The organism is Pseudoalteromonas sp. SM9913 (assembly GCF_000184065.1).
In the GTDB taxonomy this organism is placed as follows: domain Bacteria; phylum Pseudomonadota; class Gammaproteobacteria; order Enterobacterales; family Alteromonadaceae; genus Pseudoalteromonas; species Pseudoalteromonas tetraodonis.
The window spans coordinates 2,482,736-2,502,232 of sequence record NC_014803.1; the positions used below are offsets into that span (position 1 = coordinate 2,482,736).

Genomic DNA, 19,497 nt, shown 5'->3' on the forward strand with positions numbered 1-19,497 from the left:
TTGATGAATCACGTCTCTACCTAGATACTTTGAGAATAACTATGAGTATGTATATACTCACATTCAATAAAAATGATAATAATGCTCAGATTATGACCAAACTAGGCTTGCGCGATTCTGTTTTAACACTCACCCTGATCCCCACAGTGATCATCGGGCTATTACTAGGTGGTTATTTTACAATAAATCGTTACATTGAGCTTGATGAAATTTTATATCAACAAGGCACAACGATTGCTGAACCTCTGGCTATTGCACTTGAACAACCTTTACTGGAAAAAAATAAAAAACTGCTTAATCGCATCATTCGCTATACACACAACAAACACTCCCCTTCGATTAAATCGATTGCCATCTTTAATGATAACAACCAACTTATTATAACCAGTAATTATCATCGCTCATTCGACACTTTAATTGAGCAAACGCAATTAAATGGCTTTAAAGCCACCTATGTTCAGCAAAGTGAAGACTTAGTAACCTTTTTCACCCCTATCATTAACCATACAACCCCCAATAGCGACTGGAATACTTCTGAGTTCCAAACCTCGTTGGGCACCGTTGTGATTCAGCTTAACCGCGATAAAGCTGTTATTGGCCAACAACGTGCATTATTGGTCAGCGGTATTATTATTATTCTCGCCTTAGTATTAGCCGCTATTTTAGCGCTAAGACTTAGTCGGATGTTTATGACCCCGCTTAATAAGTTAGTACTTGCTACCGACAGGTTGATTGAAGGTAAAAGACAAACCGGATTAACTGAACCCATGAATGGCGAGTTTGAGTTATTACGTGAGGGGCTCAATACCATCTCGCATTCTATGGTGATGCAAAAAGATGAAATGCAAAAAAATATTGATCAGGCAACCAGCGATTACCGCGAAACGCTTGAACAATACGAAACACAAAATATCCAGCTCACCATGGCTAAAAAAGAAGCGCAGGATGCTAACCGTGTTAAATCTGACTTTTTAGCTAAAATGAGTCATGAGTTACGCACCCCACTTAACGGGGTTATTGGATTTACCCGCCAGCTTTATAAAACGCCTCTGAATAAAAACCAAAAAGATTACCTTGATACCATAGAGCTTTCGGCTAACAGCTTAATGACTATTATTAGCGACATATTAGATTTCTCCAAGTTAGAAGCCGGAGCCATGGAGCTTGAGTCTATTCAGTTTCAACTGCGCGATAGCGTAAACGAAGTTATGACATTACTAGCACCTAGCGCACACGACAAACAACTTGAGCTTTCTATTTATATTAATCCTCAGGTGCCCGACCACTTAACCGGCGACCCCACACGGTTTAAACAAGTGCTGATTAACTTGTTAAGTAACGCGATTAAATTTACTGAAAAAGGCGCGATAAAAGTTGATATTAGCCATCGTTTGCTTGATGAAGAGCGCACCTCTGTCTTGGTGTCAGTCGCAGATACTGGGGTAGGTATTCCAGCAGATAAACAAGACGCGCTATTCACCGCCTTTGGTCAAGCCGACTCCAGTATTACCCGCAAATTTGGCGGTACCGGCTTAGGGCTTATTATTACTAAACATATCGTTGAAGCAATGAGCGGCCGTATTACCTTAAATTCAGCCCCTGGTAGCGGAACTTGTTTTACCTTTAATGGTGTATTTAGATTACCAAATCATGTATTTATCAACGATTTGCCTACCCAGTCATTAATTGGTAAACGTGTTCTTTATTTAGAGCCGCATAAGCATACCCATCATGCTGTTGCCTCATTATTACAAGAGTGGAAAGTCAGTGTCACTCCTTGCTATAACGAAACCGAATTTTTAGAGTGCATAAAAAATTCAGAGATCAATTTTGATATTTGTCTTATTGGTCACATGGCATCAGTTGACGATATGCAGCGTTTAAAAAGCTATGTAAAAGCGGTTAGAGAATCAACCGATTATTTATATTTAATGCTTAATACCGTATCGCACAACATGCGCGAAGCCTTCATCGGCAGCGGCGCTGACGCCTGTTTGAGTAAACCTCTTAATCACCGAAAGCTATGTGAGCTATTAGCTGCGCCTTATCGACTCGACCACCCGGCACATAATATAGAACAGCATGAACAAACCCTGCTGCCACTAAAAGTGTTAGTGGTGGATGATAATGACGCTAATTTAAAATTAATTTACACCCTACTCAACGAGCAAGTTGAATTAATTGATACCGCACATAATGGGTCACAAGCGTATAGTTTAAGCAAAAGCCATAAATATGATGTGATTTTTATGGATATTCAAATGCCTATAATGGATGGTATTACAGCCTGTAAACTCATTAAAGAGTCATCTTTGAATGAAGATACGCCTATTATTGCCGTGACGGCGCATGCACTTAATAGTGAAAAAGAACAGTTATTAAAAGATGGTTTTGAAGGTTATTTAACTAAGCCTATCGATGAAGATATGCTAAACCAAATTATTTGCGATCATAGCCCGCAATTACCAGTGAGTCGTGATAAGTCAAAAAGCACATTTGAACATAGCCCTGCTCCTTTTGATAGCACTCGCCTTGACTGGACGCTGGCATTGCAACGTGCAGGCGGTAAAGCAGAATTAGCCAATGAAATGCTTAATATGTTACTGCTAAGCGTGCCCGAAACCCTGAACTTACTAAATCAAGCAATAACCAGCGAAGATTGCCCTCAAGTACTTAGCGTTATCCATAAATTTCATGGCGCATGCTGCTATACAGGTGTACCAAAATTAAAAACATTGGCTGAAACGATCGAAACATCACTTAAAAATGAATGTACGCTTGAGAATATTGAGCCCGAGTTATTTGAGTTGCAAGACGAGCTTGAAAACTTACTTGTTGATGCCAACATTGATATCACTAATAAATAAGCTCGTCTTTAATATCGTTAATTATAACTCTACGCGCGAGCTTCAAGCATTAAGCGTTTCATATCACGAACCGCTTTATCTAAACCGTCAATGGCTGCGCGGGCAATAATAGCGTGGCCAATGTTTAGCTCATAAATCTCTGGCATCGCTGCAATTGGTTTTACATTGTGATAATGCAGACCATGGCCAGCATTAACAATTAAACCAATACTGGCTGCATATTTCACGCCTTGGCGAATGTGCTCGAGCTCTTTGGCGGTGTCTTCATCGTTGGTGGCATCTGCGTAAGCCCCAGTGTGAATTTCAACATAAGGTGCACCACACGCTTTTGCTGCATCTAACTGCGCTTTATCAGCATCAATAAACAGTGATACTTTAATTCCAGCTTGTGTTAATGTTTTAGTCGCAGCGGCTATTTTATCGATATTGCCTGCCACATCTAAGCCCCCTTCGGTAGTAAGCTCTTCACGTTTTTCAGGCACTAAGCATACATATTCAGGCTTAACCTCAAGTGCAATAGCAATCATTTCATCGGTTACTGCGGTTTCAAGGTTCATACGTGTTTGAATGGTTTTAGCCATTACATACACATCGCGGTCTTGAATGTGTCTGCGGTCTTCGCGTAAATGAATAGTAATGCCATCAGCACCGGCATGCTCTGCAACACTGGCTGCATGGACAGGATCAGGGTAAGAAGTACCTCGTGCTTGGCGAAGCGTTGCAATATGATCTACGTTCACGCCTAGAAGAATATCTTTCATTTTTGTACCTGTGAAATTTGTTTATTGAGAGGCCGTAAATAATTCACGACTTTTTAATGGCTTGTTGCCCAACAATGGTTTTAATAAATAACGACTTAATTGCTTTGCCATATATAACACATCCGCTTGGCTAAAGTCATGATTTGCTATGGCATTGAGTTGTGAACCAGTAAACCCAGAACGCGAGTCGTGTTGCACAGCAAAGCCCACTTCTGCAAAGTAGCTATACGTTTGCGTGTCATCAATTGGCTCACCATCCGCATCAAAACTAAAATCAACCCCATAGCCTAGTAGCTCTAGCAATTGAAACTCATAAGAGCGAAGCACTGCTTGCATGTCAGTCCCGCTATTAAGGTTTTCTAGGTGAGTTTTATAAAGTTGAAAAACCTGATCAATGGGTTCATTAATCGGCACAATTCGGTTGGTTAATTCATTTAAATAAAAGCCACAGTAAAGCTTATCACCGGTTAAAAATAACGGATTACCATGAAGCTCAAATTTATTGATGTACTTTAAATCGTATTTGCCATTGTAATGGACGAGTAAGGCTTGAAATGGTTGGAGTTGGGCTTTGTATTTAGTGGCCTGGCGACCACTAACTCGTGCGAGCATTCTAAGCTGGCCAACACCTTCTACTAGCATATCGAGCATTACTTGCGAGTCGCTATATGGACGCCGATGTAACAAATAAGCTTTATAGAAGTCGCTGTCCATAAATTATGCTGCGTATAAAATGTTAATCTTCACCGTAACCTAAGCTTCTTAAGGCACGCTCATCGTCAGCCCAGCCCGATTTAACTTTAACCCACAGCTCTAAAAACACTTTATTTTCAAGCATTTCCTCTAAGTCTTTACGCGCTTCACGGCCGATTACTTTTAGCTTTTCGCCTTTGTTACCAATTACCATGCGCTTTTGCGTTTCACGCTCAACTAGTATCAGGCCATTAATATGCCAAATACCGTTTTCTTGCCATTTAAACTGCTCTATTTCCACAGTCACTGAATACGGTAACTCTTCACCCATAAAGCGCATTAGCTTTTCACGGATAACTTCAGCCGCCATAAAGCGCATTGAGCGGTCAGTTACGTAGTCATCAGGAAAGTAAAATTCGCACGGTGGTAAGCGCTTAGTCACTTCTTCTTTGATCAGGTTAATGTTTTTACCCTGAGTCGCAGATACGGGCATAATACCGACAAAATCAAACTTATCGCCTAAAAACTTCATATGTGGAAGTACAAGGTCGCGATCTTTCACTTGGTCAATTTTGTTAATAACTAACAATACCGGCTTGCCACTTTGGCTTACTTTGTTAAGTACCATGTCGTCATCGGCATTCCAATGAGTGCCTTCAACCACAAAAATGATCAGCTCAACATCACCAATTGAGCTAGACGCTGCACGGTTCATTAAACGGTTAATAGCACGCTTTTCTTCAACGTGCAGGCCTGGGGTATCGACGTACACCGCTTGGTGCTTACCCTCAGTATGAATACCCATAATACGGTGGCGCGTGGTTTGTGGCTTACGTGAGGTAATACTGACTTTTTGCTCAATAATTTCATTAAGCAGTGTTGATTTACCCACATTAGGACGGCCAACAATCGCAACCATGCCACAAAATGTGTCTATTTCGCCTTCATGAGGCTGTATTAAGGTATCAAGATTCATTTTTAAGTATCTTCAATGCTTTTTCGGCCGCTTTTTGTTCGGCTTTACGCCGTGAGCTGCCAACAGAAATAATGCTATCCATTCCATCAACGATACATTCAACCGTGAATGTTTGATTGTGTGCCTGACCTTTAGTATCAACTACGGTGTAGCCTGGTAATGATAGCTTACGAGCTTGCAAATACTCTTGCAGCAGGGTCTTAGGATCTTTTTGGTTAAGCCCTGGTGAAATAGCATCTAAACGTGATTCATACCACGCTAAAATAAGCTCGCCGCAGCGATCTATGTCTGAATCTAAAAATACAGCGCCAATAATAGCTTCAACTGCATCCGCTAGGGTTGACTCGCGTCTAAAACCACCACTTTTTAGCTCGCCAGGACCTAAGCGTAGGTAATCACCTAGCTCAAATTCAAGGCCAAATTCAGCTAACGTCTGACCGCGAACTAAAGTCGAACGCATGCGGCTTAAATCGCCTTCGCGTGCTTTAGGAAATTTAGCGTACAGCGCATTGGCAATGACAAAGCTCAAAATTGAGTCGCCCAAAAATTCGAGTCGCTCGTTATGTTGACCTTTGTGGCTGCGATGCGTCATTGCTTGCTCAAGTAACCCTTGATCAGCAAATGTGTAGCCAATTCTTTTGTATAACTCTGTTACATTTTTTTTCATTGTTACTGAATATTACCTAGGCGTTCAAAACGAACACCAGTTGGAACCCATCCTGGTAAAATGTCATCTGGGCCATTATCAAATTCAAAACTCATCCATATAAAGACAGCTTTACCCACCAAGTTTTCTTTTGGTACAAAGCCCCAAAAGCGACTATCTTGGCTGTTATCGCGATTATCACCCATCATAAAGTAATGATCAGCTGGAACCACCCATTCATCCGCAGGTGTGCCCAATTGCTGGTAGTAACGCCCCTTACGTTCAGGCGATTTTGGGTTGATTAAAATGTCATGGTTAGTCGTGGTTAAATCTTCATTTAAACGCGCTAAATCCATTGGGCCTTGCTTAAATTCATTATCATTAATTAATTTAAAATCAATTTTATTGAATTCATTACAAAGAAGTGCGCCCTTTTGAACTTCACCTTCTTCGCATTTTGGTTGAATATATAAACGCTTATCACGATAAACAATTTTATCGCCAGGTAAACCTATAGCACGTTTAATATAGTCCACTCTCTCATCTAACGGGTATTTAAAAACAACAATATCGCCACGCTCTGGTTCGCTTACATCCACTAATTGGCTGCGCCATACTGGGTCTTTAATCCCATAAGAATACTTTTGCACTAAAATAAAATCACCCACTAATAAGGTGGGCATCATTGAACCCGATGGGATCTGAAACGGCTCAAAAATAAATGATCTAAAAATAGTGATAGCAGCAATCATCGGAAAAATCGACTTTGCTGTTTCAGTAATCATTGGCTCAGGCGCAATCAATGCTGCGGTTTCTTCATCAAGTTGACCACCGGCAGAAGTTTGAGCAATTGCTAAACGTTCCTGCCTTTTAGGGGCAAACATTAAGTGATCTATTAACCATATTAGACCTGAGCCCAAAGTTAACAACACCAATAAAACTGAAAAGTAGCCAGCCATTTATTATCCTTTATTTTTATTTACCAACTTTCAAAATGGCTAAGAACGCTTCTTGAGGCACTTCAACGTTACCAAGTTGCTTCATTCGCTTTTTACCATCTTTTTGTTTTTGAAGTAATTTCTTCTTACGGCTCACGTCACCACCGTAACATTTAGCGATTACGTTTTTACGTAGTTGCTTAACAGTTGTTCGGGCGATTACATGTTGTCCAATCGCTGCCTGAATCGCAATATCAAACATTTGACGTGGTATAAGTTCTTTTAACGCATCAGCAAGCTGTCGACCACGTGATTGTGCGCTGTCGCGGTGAACAATGATAGCCAATGCATCCACACGCTCGCCATTGATAAGTATATCTACACGTACCATGTCTGAAGTTTGGAAATGCTTAAAGTTATAATCAAGCGAGGCAAAACCACGGCTTGTTGATTTTAGCTTATCAAAGAAGTCCATTACCACTTCAGCCATTGGCAGTTCATACGTTACTGCAACTTGCTTACCGTGATAACTCATTTTAGTTTGCATACCGCGCTTATCAACACATAAGGTGATTACGCTGCCTAAGTACTCTTGTGGAACTAAAATATTAGCTTCTACAACCGGCTCACGTATCTCTAAAATATCGTTAACTGGCGGAAGATCAGACGGGTTATCAATTTGCGTCGTGCCCTCTTTAGTTACGACCTCGTAAATAACCGTTGGTGCTGTGGTGATTAAATCAATGTCGTATTCACGCTCTAAACGCTCTTGGATAATTTCCATGTGTAACATGCCCAAGAATCCACAACGGAAACCAAACCCTAACGCAGTTGAATTTTCTGGTTCAAAGAATAACGAGGCATCGTTTAAGCTTAGTTTGTTAAGTGCATCGCGGAATGACTCGTAATCATCAGAGGCTATTGGGAACATACCCGCATAAACTTGCGGCTTAATTTTTTGAAAACCAGGTAAGCGCAGTGGTGCCGCATTTTTTTGATGAGTAATGGTATCACCCACCGGTGCACCATGTATTTCTTTGATACCAGCAATAACAAAGCCTACTTCACCAGTGCGTAAAACACCGGTGTTAGTTTGTTTAGGCGTAAAAATCCCCACATGATCTGCGGTATGTACGTTTTCGTTTGACATGATTTTAATTTTGTCGCCCGCGCGAAGTTCGCCATGTTTGATACGCACTAGCGATACAACGCCTTGGTACGGGTCAAACCAAGAATCGATAATTAGCGCTTGTAATGGCGCGTCTTTATCACCAACTGGTGGCGGTACATCTTTAACGATCATTTCAAGTACTTCAGCAATACCTACACCTGTTTTGGCGCTACATTGCACCGCATCAAGGGCATCAATACCAATAATGTCTTCAATTTCTTCGGCTACACGTAATGGATCAGCTTGCGGTAAATCAATTTTATTAAGTACCGGTATAACTTCTAAGTCCATTTCAATGGCGGTGTAACAGTTTGCTAATGTTTGCGCTTCTACGCCTTGACCAGCATCAACAACGAGCAGTGCCCCTTCACAAGCCGCTAACGAACGCGATACTTCATAGGTAAAGTCAACGTGCCCAGGGGTGTCGATAAAGTTAAGTTGGTAAGTTTCACCATCATTCGCTTTATAATTTAAGGTTACACTTTGTGCCTTGATGGTAATGCCACGTTCACGTTCAATATCCATTGAATCCAGAACTTGCTTCTGCATTTCACGGTCGGTTAAACCACCACAAACTTGGATCAAACGGTCAGAAAGGGTCGATTTACCATGGTCAATGTGGGCGATGATCGAAAAATTACGGATATGCTTCATAAACTGGATTCTAAACTTCTATTTTAAAGGACTAAGGTCATATGCCTAAATAACTTGAAAATACTTGCTGTGTATTTTCAAGTTACTGTGGCATAAAAACGCAATTTTACATTTAATTGGCGTCAATCACCATCTATTTGAGTTAAAGGGAGGCTAATTGGATGAATTTTTATCACTTTTATCTCATGTCTTAATGATTTCACCCATGTTTTAGCAATTAAAAAGCCGGTGATCCCACCCAATATCGCGGCTAAAATTTGCCAGCCTTCGGCTAACAATATCAATTCACTGGCTATTAAAGCGAATATTAAACTCAAAAACAAAGGCAGCATGTAAACTGCAAAGGCATGCTTTACAACATGGCTATCATCCAATGACAAAGTTACTTTTTGGCCTATTTCTAACTGTGTTTCAAATTTATAAGGTAATGTTTTTTTGGCGGTACCAAATAACTTACTAAACACTTGTGAGCCACAACGTCCATTACAGCCTTCACAGGCCTGTTTTTGTTGGGCTTCTAAATGCGCAACGTGGCCACTAAGGGCCACGACGGTTAACGTTTGTTCAATCATAGTTTAGTTACTTATAATGCCCGCGATACAGACTCAGCAATGGCTTTGGCGCTCATGGTTGGAATGTTTCCCACCACAGAGACATCAAAATTTCCGCCGTTGTGTACATAAATCGTAGTTGCCCCTGAGGTGAGGGCACCGCTTAAACGCTTACCCGGTAGTGGTCGTTGTACAAACACCGATACTTCAACAAACCCATCAGAAAATAAATAATAGTCTGTTAATTCATTATTTAAGTCGAGCTTATGCCTGTCTGACTTAAGTAATTCAAACCCCTCAGGTAACCAGCCAATAGTCCAGTTCATGGCATTCGCTTTAGTTTGTTCGTCAATTGAATTGGCAGGTAATGGGGTTGGAAAGTTACGATTAAGCACTTCTAATAATAAGTTTGCCGGTTGCTCAGTCACGCTAATATGAGTAAGCTGTAATTGCTCAAGCGCTTCACCTTGATGATTAACATACGCCGCTTTTAATAATAACGACGACTCAGTATCAATCCATATCCAATAGTTGTATTTATCTTCGTTTTTAGATTCAATTCGAACTAATTGCGCGGGACGCCCAGCAATACGGCCTTTACCACCAAGCACAAAATCATAATGCGCACTTAAGCGGTTAATATCTTTAAAAAGCACTTCAGGAATAGGGCCGGCAATTGAGTCGGTTGTTAATGAATACGGCTCTGATTGTGGCTCAAAATAGGTAACTTGGTTGTCAATGCGGATCATTTCAAGGCCAGCACCGTTGAGTAAACTCAAATGCTCAAGCTCAACGTCCCCCTGTTTAGCATGCACCCAACGGTAGGGCTCCATACTTTTGCCTTTAACAACAACAAAAGAGGCATCAAAATTACGTGTATGAACTGCACTGGCCATTTCAAGCAGTAAATCTTTAGCGGGGTTTGTGTCATTGGCAAAAGCATTAAAACTTAACACCAACGTCATAACAAAAGTTATTACTTTCATCTAATTAGTTTTTTTCCTCTTGCGACGTTTCATCTGTTTTCGCAGTTTTCAACGAATGAGCCACACGTGCTTGACGCTGGTGTTCAAGTACTAGAGCGCCAATACGTTGCTGTTGAAGCTCTCGTAAGCCTTGCTCTGCGTTCTCTAGCGCCGGTGCTGATGAATAACTCACTGGCGATGCCATGCCGGTTAACGGCGTGGTTTGTAATAAAGGAATTTCGTTTTGCACAGCATCTTCACCTTGCGGCAAGGTGTTCACGCCAACAATAGTAAACATTGCCACGCTAGCTGCAATTGCTAACTGCGCAACCGGCTTGCGCCAATTAAACGCCACGATTTTATTATCGGCTTCAGTATTTACCGGCTTTGCCACACTTTCAGACTGGCTAAAGTCTGCATAAACCGGCTCACTATCAAGTGCTAATGAAATGCGATCGCTAATATCAAAATCCATATTTTTGTTGTTTTCTTTAGCTCGCATTGCATCACCGATTAACGCGTAACGGCCAAATGTAGCTACATCAGCAGATGCAATCTCGGCATCATTTAATGCTTGCTCACCGTCAAGTAATGCTGATAACGATTCGTTATCTAAGCGGTTAACGTGTGCTTTTGTCATACTAAGACTCGCCTATTAATGGGTTTAATTTGTTATCAATTGCTTCACGGGCACGAAAAATACGCGAACGCACCGTCCCGACTGGGCAATCCATCACCACGGCTATTTCTTCATAGCTCATCCCCTCAATTTCTCTAAGGGTAATCGCGGTTTTAAGATCTTCAGGCAAACTATCAATCGTATTAAAAATAACAGCGCGTACTTCTTCGCTTAATAGTAAATTTTCAGGTGATGCGTTTGAACGCATTGAATCAGCACCCTCATAAAACTCGGCATCGTCAGCATCTATATCATTTGCTGGCGGTTTACGCCCTTGAGCCACTAAGTAATTTTTAGCACAATTAACGGCGATACGGTAAAGCCAAGTATAAAAAGCACTGTCACCACGAAAATTAGGAAGGGCACGATACGCTTTGATAAACGCCTCTTGTGCTACATCAGCAATGTCACCCTGATTTGATACATAACGTGAGATCAAACCGGCAATCTTGTTCTGATACTTCTTAACTAATAGGTTAAAGGCGTTTTTATCTCCCTGCTGAACCCTTTTCACTAACGCTAAATCTAATTCCTGCTCGCTCATTCGAGCCGGTACTCCTCTGATTGATTCTTGCTTATTATTCATAGTGTCGCCATTGTTCACACCTACTCTGACCCTTAGATGAATAAAAAGTTCTGCTTCATATTGTTTTTTTATAAAATAGCTAAAAAATTACGTATTTATACGCTAAAACCACTTCGTGGTAGTGCTACAAATATGGTACAACTATAAGTATTAAAAATAAATATTGCTCTATCTGAGCATTGTAACCGCAAAGTACCTCACAGATGAACCAAAATAAACATCACATTACCGATGTCGCTATTATTGGTAGCGGCGCAGCAGGCTTATCACTTGCTTTATCTTTGGCTAATTACTGTAACGTTACCGTAATTAGTAAAGGTGAATTAACCGAAGGTTCTACTCTTTATGCCCAAGGCGGAATTGCCGCTGTTTTTGATAAAAAAAATGACAGTATAGAGTCTCACGTTGAAGATACCTTAGACGCCGGTGGCGGTTTATGCGACAGAGAGGCGGTTCATTATACTGCCAGCAATGCTCATGACTGCCTGCAATGGCTGATTGACCAAGGCGTGCCTTTTGATATGGAGTTTGATAGCAAAGGTAAAGAGCGCTTTCATTTAACTCGTGAAGGTGGGCATAGCCACCGACGCATTTTGCATGCAGCCGATGCTACAGGTAAAGCTGTGCAAACAACCTTGATTAGCCAAGTTCAAGCGCACAGCAATATCACCTTGTTAGAGCATTACAACGCGATTGATTTAATTACCGATAAAAGTATTGGCAAAACGGGTTCACATGTTCATGGCATGTATGTGTGGAATAAAAAAGCCAAAAAAGTAGAAACAATTGGCGCAAAATTTGTTGCCCTAGCAACGGGTGGCGCAAGTAAAGTATACCTTTATACCTCTAACCCTGATGTTTCTAGCGGTGATGGTATTGCCATGGCATGGCGTGCAGGGTGTCGCGTTGCTAATATGGAATTTAATCAATTTCATCCAACCAGTCTTTATCACCCTGAGTTGCAAAACTTTTTAATTACCGAAGCAATGCGTGGTGAGGGAGCCTATTTAAAACGCCCTGATGGCACGCGATTCATGAAAGAGTTTGATGAGCGAGAAGAACTCGCCCCGCGCGACATAGTCGCGCGCGCTATCGATTTTGAAATGAAGCGCCTTGGTGCAAATTGCTTATATTTAGATATTAGCCACAAAGACAAAGATTTTATTATTGAACACTTCCCAACGATTTACGCCAAATGCTTAAGCGTAGGGCTTGATATCACCAAGGAGGCAATTCCTGTTGTCCCTGCTGCGCATTATACCTGTGGCGGCGTTATGACCGACTTTAATGGCAAAACCGACTTAGCTAATTTATACGCTGTGGGTGAAGTGGCTTACACTGGGTTGCACGGTGCTAACCGTATGGCAAGTAACTCATTATTAGAGTGCATTGTATTTGCCCATGCAGCAGCAAAAGACATTTTGAGTAAAATAGAGACCGCTCCTGCACTGGTTGAGTTACCTAGTTGGGATGAAAGCCGCGTATCTAACTCAGATGAAGAAATCGTGATCACCCATAACTGGCATGAGCTGCGATTATTTATGTGGGATTATGTTGGGATTGTGCGCTCAACCAAACGACTTGAACGCGCGCTTCATCGTGTTGAACTATTACAGCAAGAAATCCACGATTACTACGCGAACTTTAGAGTGAGTAATAACTTACTTGAGTTACGTAACTTAGTTCAAGTAGCCGAGCTTATAATTAGAAGTGCTATGGAACGTAAAGAAAGTCGCGGACTGCACTTTACCATTGACTACCCAGAGCAAAACGAAAATCCAACGCCGACTATTTTGACTCCAAAGCGCAATTAATTGCCGCAAGTGTTGCGCGTTTTAAACGCGCGTAGCTTTGCTCATCAACACTATTGGCTGAGATAATCAGCCAATAGTTTTCACTAAAGCCATTAATATACAACCACACACTGCGACCAAGTAATCGGCTTTGCTTACCAATAACCCCTTGAATTAGAAGCTTTTCATTCTCAAAACGAAATTGATTTGGCTCTAATAATATAACGCCCTGCTCTGGCTGAGCAGCCACGATTTTTCGCCAAACGATAATGCCAGCAACGATATTAAGCGCAATGCAAAAAAGAGTTGCCAAAATAGAAGTGGTAAATAAGCATAATATTAAAGTTAGCACACAAAAAAAGACCACAATCTGTTTGTGGTCTGTCTGATTATTTGTGACGGTAAACCTATACACGAACTCGGTCTAAAATTAGCTCAACCATACTGTTTAGCTCAACGTCTTTACATTTTTCATGGCCCATAAACCAAGCAAATAAATCTGGGTCTTCTTGTGTTAATAAGCGCTGAAAAGTCGCCTGCTGTTTAGCATCTAACGAGTCATAAGCTTCTTCAACAAACGGCATAAACAAAACATCTAGTTCTAACATGCCACGGCGGCAAGCCCAACGGATACGTGCTTTACTATGTATTTCAACCATTTTAAACCTCATATTTAATTAATTCGAGTTTAACAAATGCGCGTTAATTTAACAGCACTAAATTATAAAAAACAACGCTTGTTGGTGGCTGTACCATCGGCTTTAACTACGTTATTATGTGATTTCATTTGTTATTGCAAAGAAGGTGTTTATGTCTCTGGTTTATGCATGTCCTTTATCACATCAGGTTATTAGCCTCTCAGGCACAGATAAATTATCTTACCTACACGGACAAATCACTCAAGATCTCAATAAAATCAACAACAACAACTTTTTGTGGACAGGTCACTGTAGCGCAAAAGGTAAGCTGTGGGGTGTATTTAAGCTATTTTCTTACCAGCAAAACTATTATTTAACCGGATCAAGTGCTGAAGTAGAACGCTCACTGGCTGAGTTAAAAAAATACGCTGTATTTGCAAAAGTTGAAATTAATAAAGCCCCAGAGCGATTAATTGGTTTATTAGGTGATGGCCTAACTGATTTGCTTACGCAACTTGATATTCACTTTAGTGACGATGCCACAGCATGCGACTTTGCTAACGGCAAAGCCCTTAAACTTGCGCCAAACCGCGTTTTACTTATGGTTGATAGCCAATTTTGCTTACCTGATGAAGTATCTACCCTCGACAACGACGCTATGTGGCAACAGGCCTCACTACTAGCTGGTGAGCCTCAGTTAAGCGTTGATGCAATTGATGAATATGTGCCGCAAATGGTTAACCTTCAAGCCATCAATGGCATCAGTTTTAAAAAGGGTTGCTACACCGGCCAAGAAACCGTCGCACGTATGAAATACTTAGGTAAAAATAAACGTGCCATGTATATCGTTACAGGGCAAAGTGAAGGATTGCTCGATGCACCCGATATCGAAACCCAGTTAGGTGAAAACTGGCGCCGCGCGGGCAAACTTATTGCGCAAAGCTTTAATGAAAAAACACACACTTTAACTGGCTTAGTTGTGTTGCCAAACGATACTGACACCGCTCAGGTTCTTCGTGCAAAACATACCCCTTCGGTAGAGCTAAACATTCTGCCTCTACCTTACTCTCTTGAAGATGAATAATAGGAATGACTATGATCGTTGCAGCAAATAAAGTGGTAAAAATGCATTACTCTGTACTAGATAATGACGGCAATACCATTGATAACTCATTTGGCGGTGAGCCATTAATTTTTATCGTTGGTACGGGTTACCTGATCTCAGGACTTGAAAACGCGCTGCAAGGCAAACAAGCTGGCGATACACTAAGTGTAAAAGTTGAACCTGAAGAAGGTTACGGTGAGCGTCATGATCACCTCATGCAAGCAGTGCCAAAATCAATGTTTGAAGGCATGGACATTGAAGTGGGCATGCAATTTCGTGCAACCACCGATGACGGCGACCAGTCAGTCATGATCATCGATATTCAAGACGAAGAAGTGATTGTTGATGGTAACAACCCACTCGCTGGTATTACGCTCAATTTTGATGTAGAGATTTTAGAAGTACGCGATGCAACGGCTGAAGAGCTTGAGCATGGCCATGTACATGGTGAAGGCGGTTGTGGTCACGATCACTAAACCCTAACCCAGTAATAAAAAAAGCGCCTCAGGCGCTTTTTTTATAGCATATTATTATGCGTACGTAATTTAACTTGAGGCTCTGCTGCAGGTGCTTCGCCAGGGGTTATTTTATCTTCAAGCGCAGCAACTAATCCTGCTTGGTCATTAGTCCCTAAGCGGTATTGGCTGCCATCTTTAAGCGTTAATTGCACGGCACTAAAGCCTGATACTGAATAAATCCAACCATCATGTGTAATGCGAATACCAATACCGTGACGGTATGAGTTTTGTACTGCTTTTACGTCAACTATGTCCTCTAGTGCTAATTTTTGACCCGCAACGCCTGGACCAAATGCCCAGCTAATATGGGCTTCATCAACTTTAATGGTTAAACCATGAAATAAAAAACCCACCAGCAATAAAATACCTGCAAATACCATTAACGGCACATCGGCACCCATTAAATTCCATGCAAGTGCAACAAAACCACCTATCCATGCCAATACTACAAATATAAATACCGCATACTGCTTATGCTGATACATAACACTCTCAATTAAAAAGTTAAAAAATTAAAAACTGTATACTAACGTTGCGCTGAGCTCTGAATCATATTTAAGCTTATCTTCTTCAGGCTTAGAGTTATAACGGTACATATAAGCAAACTTGAGCGATACAGCCCCAACCACTTGGCTAATTAAGGCGGTTTCTGACTTTAACCGTGAGTTAAGCCCAGATAAAGACTGCTCTATACTAATGTCTTGATTAAATCGGGTGCGCTTAGATACTAATCGCTCCCATTGCATGGCAATACGTAACAAGTAACCCATTTTGTCTTTATCGTCTTCGCTTATTGTTGACTCATCATCAGCAACGGAGCGATATAAACCAGGGCCAATATCTATATCTACTTTGTTTTTAACCCCTTGATAAATACGTGCACCATAGCCGGTTGCCACCGTACTTTTAAAATCCAGACCGCTAAATTCATCCTCTTCATAATCGCCATAAATAAAGAAAGACGAATTTTTAACACCAACTTTATAGTTACCCTGCGCAGAAACAAACACGCGATTAGCCGTAACATCCGACTGGCCCGTTTCTTCATTTTCGTCACGTTTGTATAAGGAATCTATTTTGAATTGATTACGCCAGTTTTCAAAATCTTGGTAAAGATTACCTTTGAGTTTAAAACTGGTTGAGTTGGTATTACCTTTACTTAAAATAAAACCAAACTCGGTATCACCATAAAGTACTTCGCCTTTGTGTAGCTCATGAATTTCTTCATCAGAGAGCTCCCCATATTGATGAAAATCTTCAAAGGGATCCACTGCCCAGCTGTAGGAGCTAAATAATAAAAGCAGTAATACAACGTACTTTCGCAAAATACATTCTCTTGCAAATGGTAATAATGAAAAGGGGCCGAAAAAGTTATTCACTTTCTTTCCATAAAATATGGCAAAAAGGCGCGTCTTTATCACGGCTAATTAAAATTTTCGCAAATAAGACGTCTTCGTTATCAAACTCAAGGCCCACTAATACTTGAATAAAATGCTCAGGCTCTATTTCTAGTGCAACAAAATCTTGCCACTGTTCATCGGGCTCATCTTCTTCAATAAAGCCAAGTTCTTCACGATGCAGGTTAAATTCTTCAACATCTTTATCACTCAGGTTGTTGGGAGCCAGCTCCAAAAAAATATCATAAGCTTGATGGGTTGCTTCTTCTACCGTAAATAAACGTGGACCTGACATGAGTGGTTAACCTCTGAGCTTTTAAGTTAGCGCCATAATATCAAAAGTTGTTAGTGTTTTGATAAAAAAACACGTTAAATACTGACTTTTTTACTTTTACCTAATACTTATAGATATTAATGGATTGGTTAGCATTAGGGTCTGTTGGCCTTTCAAGATTAAATTTGCCTTGAAAGATAACAGACCGCAATTGCATTAAAAAATTCACTTTGTTTTTTATTCATCTTCACCCACTTTACTTAGCACAAATAAAAACATAAGCTCAAGTAACAGGTCAGAGGAGTGCGAGATGATAAAACTAGAAAAAAAACAGGGCATTGCCACCGTCACATTAAATCGAGTAGAAAAACAAAATGCCTTAAGCTTTACTATGTTTATTGAGCTTAACAAGGCTATTAAAAATATTAAAAAAGATGCCAGTATTCGTGCGGTTGTATTAACCGGTGAAGGCGAACACTTTTGTGCAGGGCTTGATATTAACGCGGTTATGGCCTCGCCAATAAATATTATAAAACTCCTATTTAAATGGCTTCCTGGTAATCAAAATTTAGCGCAAAAAGTAGTACTTGGTTGGCAATCATTGAGTGTGCCTGTTATTGCAAAAATAAACGGAAATTGCCTTGGGGGTGGATTGCAAATAGCACTGGGTGCCGATTACCGGATTGTTCACCACGATGCCAAACTCGCCATTATGGAAGCGCGCTGGGGGTTATGCCCAGATATGGGCGCTAATGTTATGCTTTCAGGCTTAGTAAAACGCGACCAAGCGCTTTGGTTAGCAAGTCACGCAAATCCAATAAACGCACAACATGCTTTTGAACTAGGTTTAGTAACCAAAACAACCGACGATACAGATAAAGCAACTAAAGAGATGCTTGATACACTGCTAGCGCGCTCACCTGACACATTAGCCGCAATAAAGCGTGTGACTCAACAAAGCTATAAAGCCCCTGCTCGAAAAATACTCGCTAAAGAAACATGGAGCCAAATTCGCTTACTGATCAACCCTAATACTAAAAAAGCCATTGCTAAAGCTAAAGGGAAAGCTGATATTGAGTTTACAAACGCCAAGCGCTGGTAACATTGATGGTAATACTAAGGCACAATGCATAAAACAGCGTTATTTGTTAAAGTTAGGCTCTTCTATTCTAGTGAGCCAAATTAATGAAATACCTACTAAGTAGCGCAATTATTTTATTGTGCTTGGCAACAAGCAAATTCATTATGCATCTTCTTGATGCAAGTTTCCCTGCTCCTCTACTCGCCATGGTTTTGCTGCTAACGTTACTGTTATTAGGCATAGTTAAAGAACATCAACTCGCCCCCTGCGCATCACCTATTTTGAATGTAATGCCTATTTTCTTTATTCCTGCAGGCGTCGGTTTTATAGAACATTTAGGGCTAATTAAATCACATTGGCCTTTCTTAACTGCGGTCATCTTATTAGTCCCACTCAGTAGTTTAATTTTAGTGGCAAGCCTAGTGGGCTATTTTAAAGGCAGAGCTAATAATGACTAACTTAACCACCAGCATAAATCCCAGCCTATGGTGGTTAACCGTGCCATTTATTATTATTCTCTTTATTGCGCTAAGAGCGGTTAATCTTAAAATAAACCAGAGTATTTTAAAGTCATTAACCAACCCTGTTTTTTTAAGCATTGGCATTATTGCCCTACTGTTAGTCAACCTTAAATTACCCTATTCACAATTTGCCTCACATAGTCAGTTACTAAGTTGGCTATTAGAGCCGGCCATTGTTGCTTTAGCCTTGCCGCTTTATCAGCAATTTATGCACGTACGTAAAAACTTACTATTAATTGTCGCTACTTGCAGTATAGGTATTGTTAACGCCACACTAGTGGCTTTTGTATTAAGTATTTTATTTGCTGTGCCCTCACAATTGAGCGCCTCTGTTGCGGCACTCAGTGTAACAACCCCTATCACACTGCTGGTTACTGACTCATTAGGAGGAATTAGCTCACTTGCCGCTGCCATGGTTATTTTTATTGGTTTATTGGGGGCTTTGTTTGGCTTTATATTGCTCAAATTAGTTAAGATTTATAACTTTGAGGCACAAGGAATTGCAATCGGTACCGCGTGCCATGCAATTGGTACGGCGGCAGCTATTGCCGAACACCCAAAAATAGGCGCATTTTCATCAGTGGCTATGGCACTCAGTGCATTATTAACCGCAGTGATAGTACCACTATTATATCCAATTTTAGTTAACACTTTGTTATAGTAAGCGGATAACAGTATCGCTA

At 40.8% G+C, this 19,497-nt stretch carries 22 protein-coding genes; 7 read left to right on the plus strand and 15 right to left on the minus strand.

The features are described from left to right. The first annotated feature begins 92 nt into the window (after positions 1–92). Positions 93–2,867, plus strand: a complete 2,775-nt coding sequence (gene barA / locus PSM_RS11395) for a two-component sensor histidine kinase BarA (protein ID WP_013465629.1) — start codon at positions 93–95, stop codon at positions 2,865–2,867. Between the two features lie 29 nt (positions 2,868–2,896). On the opposite strand, the gene pdxJ is transcribed toward barA, so the two are convergent. The 10 genes from pdxJ to rpoE form a co-directional block, all read right to left on the minus strand. Beyond that, complete coding sequence (gene pdxJ / locus PSM_RS11400) at positions 2,897–3,628, minus strand: pyridoxine 5'-phosphate synthase (protein WP_013465630.1); 732 nt, start codon at positions 3,626–3,628, stop codon at positions 2,897–2,899. Positions 3,629–3,649: 21 nt separating this feature from the next. Beyond that, on the minus strand, positions 3,650–4,342 hold the full coding sequence (recO, locus tag PSM_RS11405) for a DNA repair protein RecO (protein WP_013465631.1): 693 nt from the start codon (positions 4,340–4,342) through the stop codon (positions 3,650–3,652). A 22-nt stretch (positions 4,343–4,364) separates the two neighbouring features. Next, entirely contained in the window at positions 4,365–5,297 is a 933-nt protein-coding gene (gene era, locus PSM_RS11410; protein ID WP_013465632.1) for a GTPase Era, read from the minus strand. Then, positions 5,287–5,964 carry a ribonuclease III gene (gene rnc / locus PSM_RS11415; RefSeq protein WP_008466504.1) on the minus strand — a complete coding sequence of 226 codons (678 nt, stop codon included), beginning with the start codon at positions 5,962–5,964 and terminating at the stop codon, positions 5,287–5,289. Before rnc ends, era begins: the two co-directional genes overlap by 11 nt. 2 nt (positions 5,965–5,966) lie before the next feature. Further along, positions 5,967–6,902 carry a signal peptidase I gene (gene lepB / locus PSM_RS11420; protein ID WP_013465633.1) on the minus strand — a complete coding sequence of 312 codons (936 nt, stop codon included), beginning with the start codon at positions 6,900–6,902 and terminating at the stop codon, positions 5,967–5,969. 16 nt (positions 6,903–6,918) lie between these two features. Further along, positions 6,919–8,706, minus strand: coding sequence for a translation elongation factor 4 (gene lepA / locus PSM_RS11425; protein WP_013465634.1), 1,788 nt, complete (start codon positions 8,704–8,706; stop codon positions 6,919–6,921). 122 nt (positions 8,707–8,828) lie between these two features. Then, positions 8,829–9,278, minus strand: a complete 450-nt coding sequence (locus PSM_RS11430) for a SoxR reducing system RseC family protein (protein ID WP_013465635.1) — start codon at positions 9,276–9,278, stop codon at positions 8,829–8,831. Between the two features lie 11 nt (positions 9,279–9,289). Continuing rightward, positions 9,290–10,243 carry a MucB/RseB C-terminal domain-containing protein gene (locus PSM_RS11435; protein ID WP_013465636.1) on the minus strand — a complete coding sequence of 318 codons (954 nt, stop codon included), beginning with the start codon at positions 10,241–10,243 and terminating at the stop codon, positions 9,290–9,292. Positions 10,244–10,247: 4 nt separating this feature from the next. Next, positions 10,248–10,862: a sigma-E factor negative regulatory protein gene (locus PSM_RS11440; RefSeq protein WP_013465637.1), complete on the minus strand. Its 615-nt coding sequence runs from the start codon at positions 10,860–10,862 to the stop codon at positions 10,248–10,250. Between the two features lies 1 nt (position 10,863). After that, positions 10,864–11,445 (minus strand): RNA polymerase sigma factor RpoE, encoded by a 582-nt coding sequence (gene rpoE / locus PSM_RS11445; protein ID WP_010387792.1) that lies wholly within the window; start codon positions 11,443–11,445, stop codon positions 10,864–10,866. A 245-nt stretch (positions 11,446–11,690) separates the two neighbouring features. Here rpoE and nadB point away from each other — a divergent pair, with 245 nt between their 5' ends. Further along, on the plus strand, positions 11,691–13,301 hold the full coding sequence (gene nadB, locus PSM_RS11450; protein ID WP_013465638.1) for an L-aspartate oxidase: 1,611 nt from the start codon (positions 11,691–11,693) through the stop codon (positions 13,299–13,301). Here the strand turns inward: nadB and PSM_RS11455 are convergent. Together PSM_RS11455 and PSM_RS11460 are read right to left on the minus strand one after the other, a co-directional pair. Next, positions 13,276–13,632 carry a hypothetical protein gene (locus PSM_RS11455; protein ID WP_013465639.1) on the minus strand — a complete coding sequence of 119 codons (357 nt, stop codon included), beginning with the start codon at positions 13,630–13,632 and terminating at the stop codon, positions 13,276–13,278. The two genes, nadB and PSM_RS11455, sit on opposite strands and share 26 nt — an antisense overlap. Before the next feature lie 55 nt (positions 13,633–13,687). Beyond that, positions 13,688–13,939 carry an FAD assembly factor SdhE gene (locus PSM_RS11460; RefSeq protein WP_013465640.1) on the minus strand — a complete coding sequence of 84 codons (252 nt, stop codon included), beginning with the start codon at positions 13,937–13,939 and terminating at the stop codon, positions 13,688–13,690. A gap of 151 nt (positions 13,940–14,090) precedes the next feature. Between PSM_RS11460 and ygfZ the strand changes: the two genes are divergently transcribed. Both ygfZ and PSM_RS11470 read left to right on the plus strand, forming a co-directional pair. Next, complete coding sequence (ygfZ, locus tag PSM_RS11465) at positions 14,091–15,002, plus strand: CAF17-like 4Fe-4S cluster assembly/insertion protein YgfZ (RefSeq protein WP_013465642.1); 912 nt, start codon at positions 14,091–14,093, stop codon at positions 15,000–15,002. 11 nt (positions 15,003–15,013) lie between these two features. Further along, positions 15,014–15,499 carry an FKBP-type peptidyl-prolyl cis-trans isomerase gene (locus PSM_RS11470; protein ID WP_013465643.1) on the plus strand — a complete coding sequence of 162 codons (486 nt, stop codon included), beginning with the start codon at positions 15,014–15,016 and terminating at the stop codon, positions 15,497–15,499. A 41-nt stretch (positions 15,500–15,540) separates the two neighbouring features. Here PSM_RS11470 and PSM_RS11475 read toward each other — a convergent pair whose 3' ends face one another. Genes PSM_RS11475 through PSM_RS11485 form a run of 3 tightly spaced genes read right to left on the minus strand, consistent with a single transcriptional unit; the run spans position 15,541 to position 17,233 of the window. Further along, entirely contained in the window at positions 15,541–16,026 is a 486-nt protein-coding gene (locus PSM_RS11475; protein WP_013465644.1) for a hypothetical protein, read from the minus strand. A gap of 27 nt (positions 16,027–16,053) precedes the next feature. Beyond that, positions 16,054–16,866, minus strand: a complete 813-nt coding sequence (locus tag PSM_RS11480) for a DUF481 domain-containing protein (protein WP_013465645.1) — start codon at positions 16,864–16,866, stop codon at positions 16,054–16,056. Positions 16,867–16,912: 46 nt separating this feature from the next. Further along, positions 16,913–17,233, minus strand: coding sequence for an HI1450 family dsDNA-mimic protein (locus tag PSM_RS11485; protein ID WP_013465646.1), 321 nt, complete (start codon positions 17,231–17,233; stop codon positions 16,913–16,915). Between the two features lie 289 nt (positions 17,234–17,522). Here PSM_RS11485 and PSM_RS11490 point away from each other — a divergent pair, with 289 nt between their 5' ends. The 3 genes from PSM_RS11490 to PSM_RS11500 all read left to right on the plus strand — a co-directional run bounded on the left by PSM_RS11490 (position 17,523) and on the right by PSM_RS11500 (position 19,475). Continuing rightward, positions 17,523–18,314: a crotonase/enoyl-CoA hydratase family protein gene (locus PSM_RS11490; RefSeq protein WP_013465647.1), complete on the plus strand. Its 792-nt coding sequence runs from the start codon at positions 17,523–17,525 to the stop codon at positions 18,312–18,314. A gap of 83 nt (positions 18,315–18,397) precedes the next feature. Then, positions 18,398–18,751, plus strand: coding sequence for a CidA/LrgA family protein (locus tag PSM_RS11495; protein WP_013465649.1), 354 nt, complete (start codon positions 18,398–18,400; stop codon positions 18,749–18,751). Next, a complete protein-coding gene (locus PSM_RS11500) occupies positions 18,744–19,475 on the plus strand; it encodes an LrgB family protein (RefSeq protein WP_013465650.1) in 732 nt (243 codons plus the stop codon). Before PSM_RS11495 ends, PSM_RS11500 begins: the two co-directional genes overlap by 8 nt. Positions 19,476–19,497: the final 22 nt, after the last annotated feature.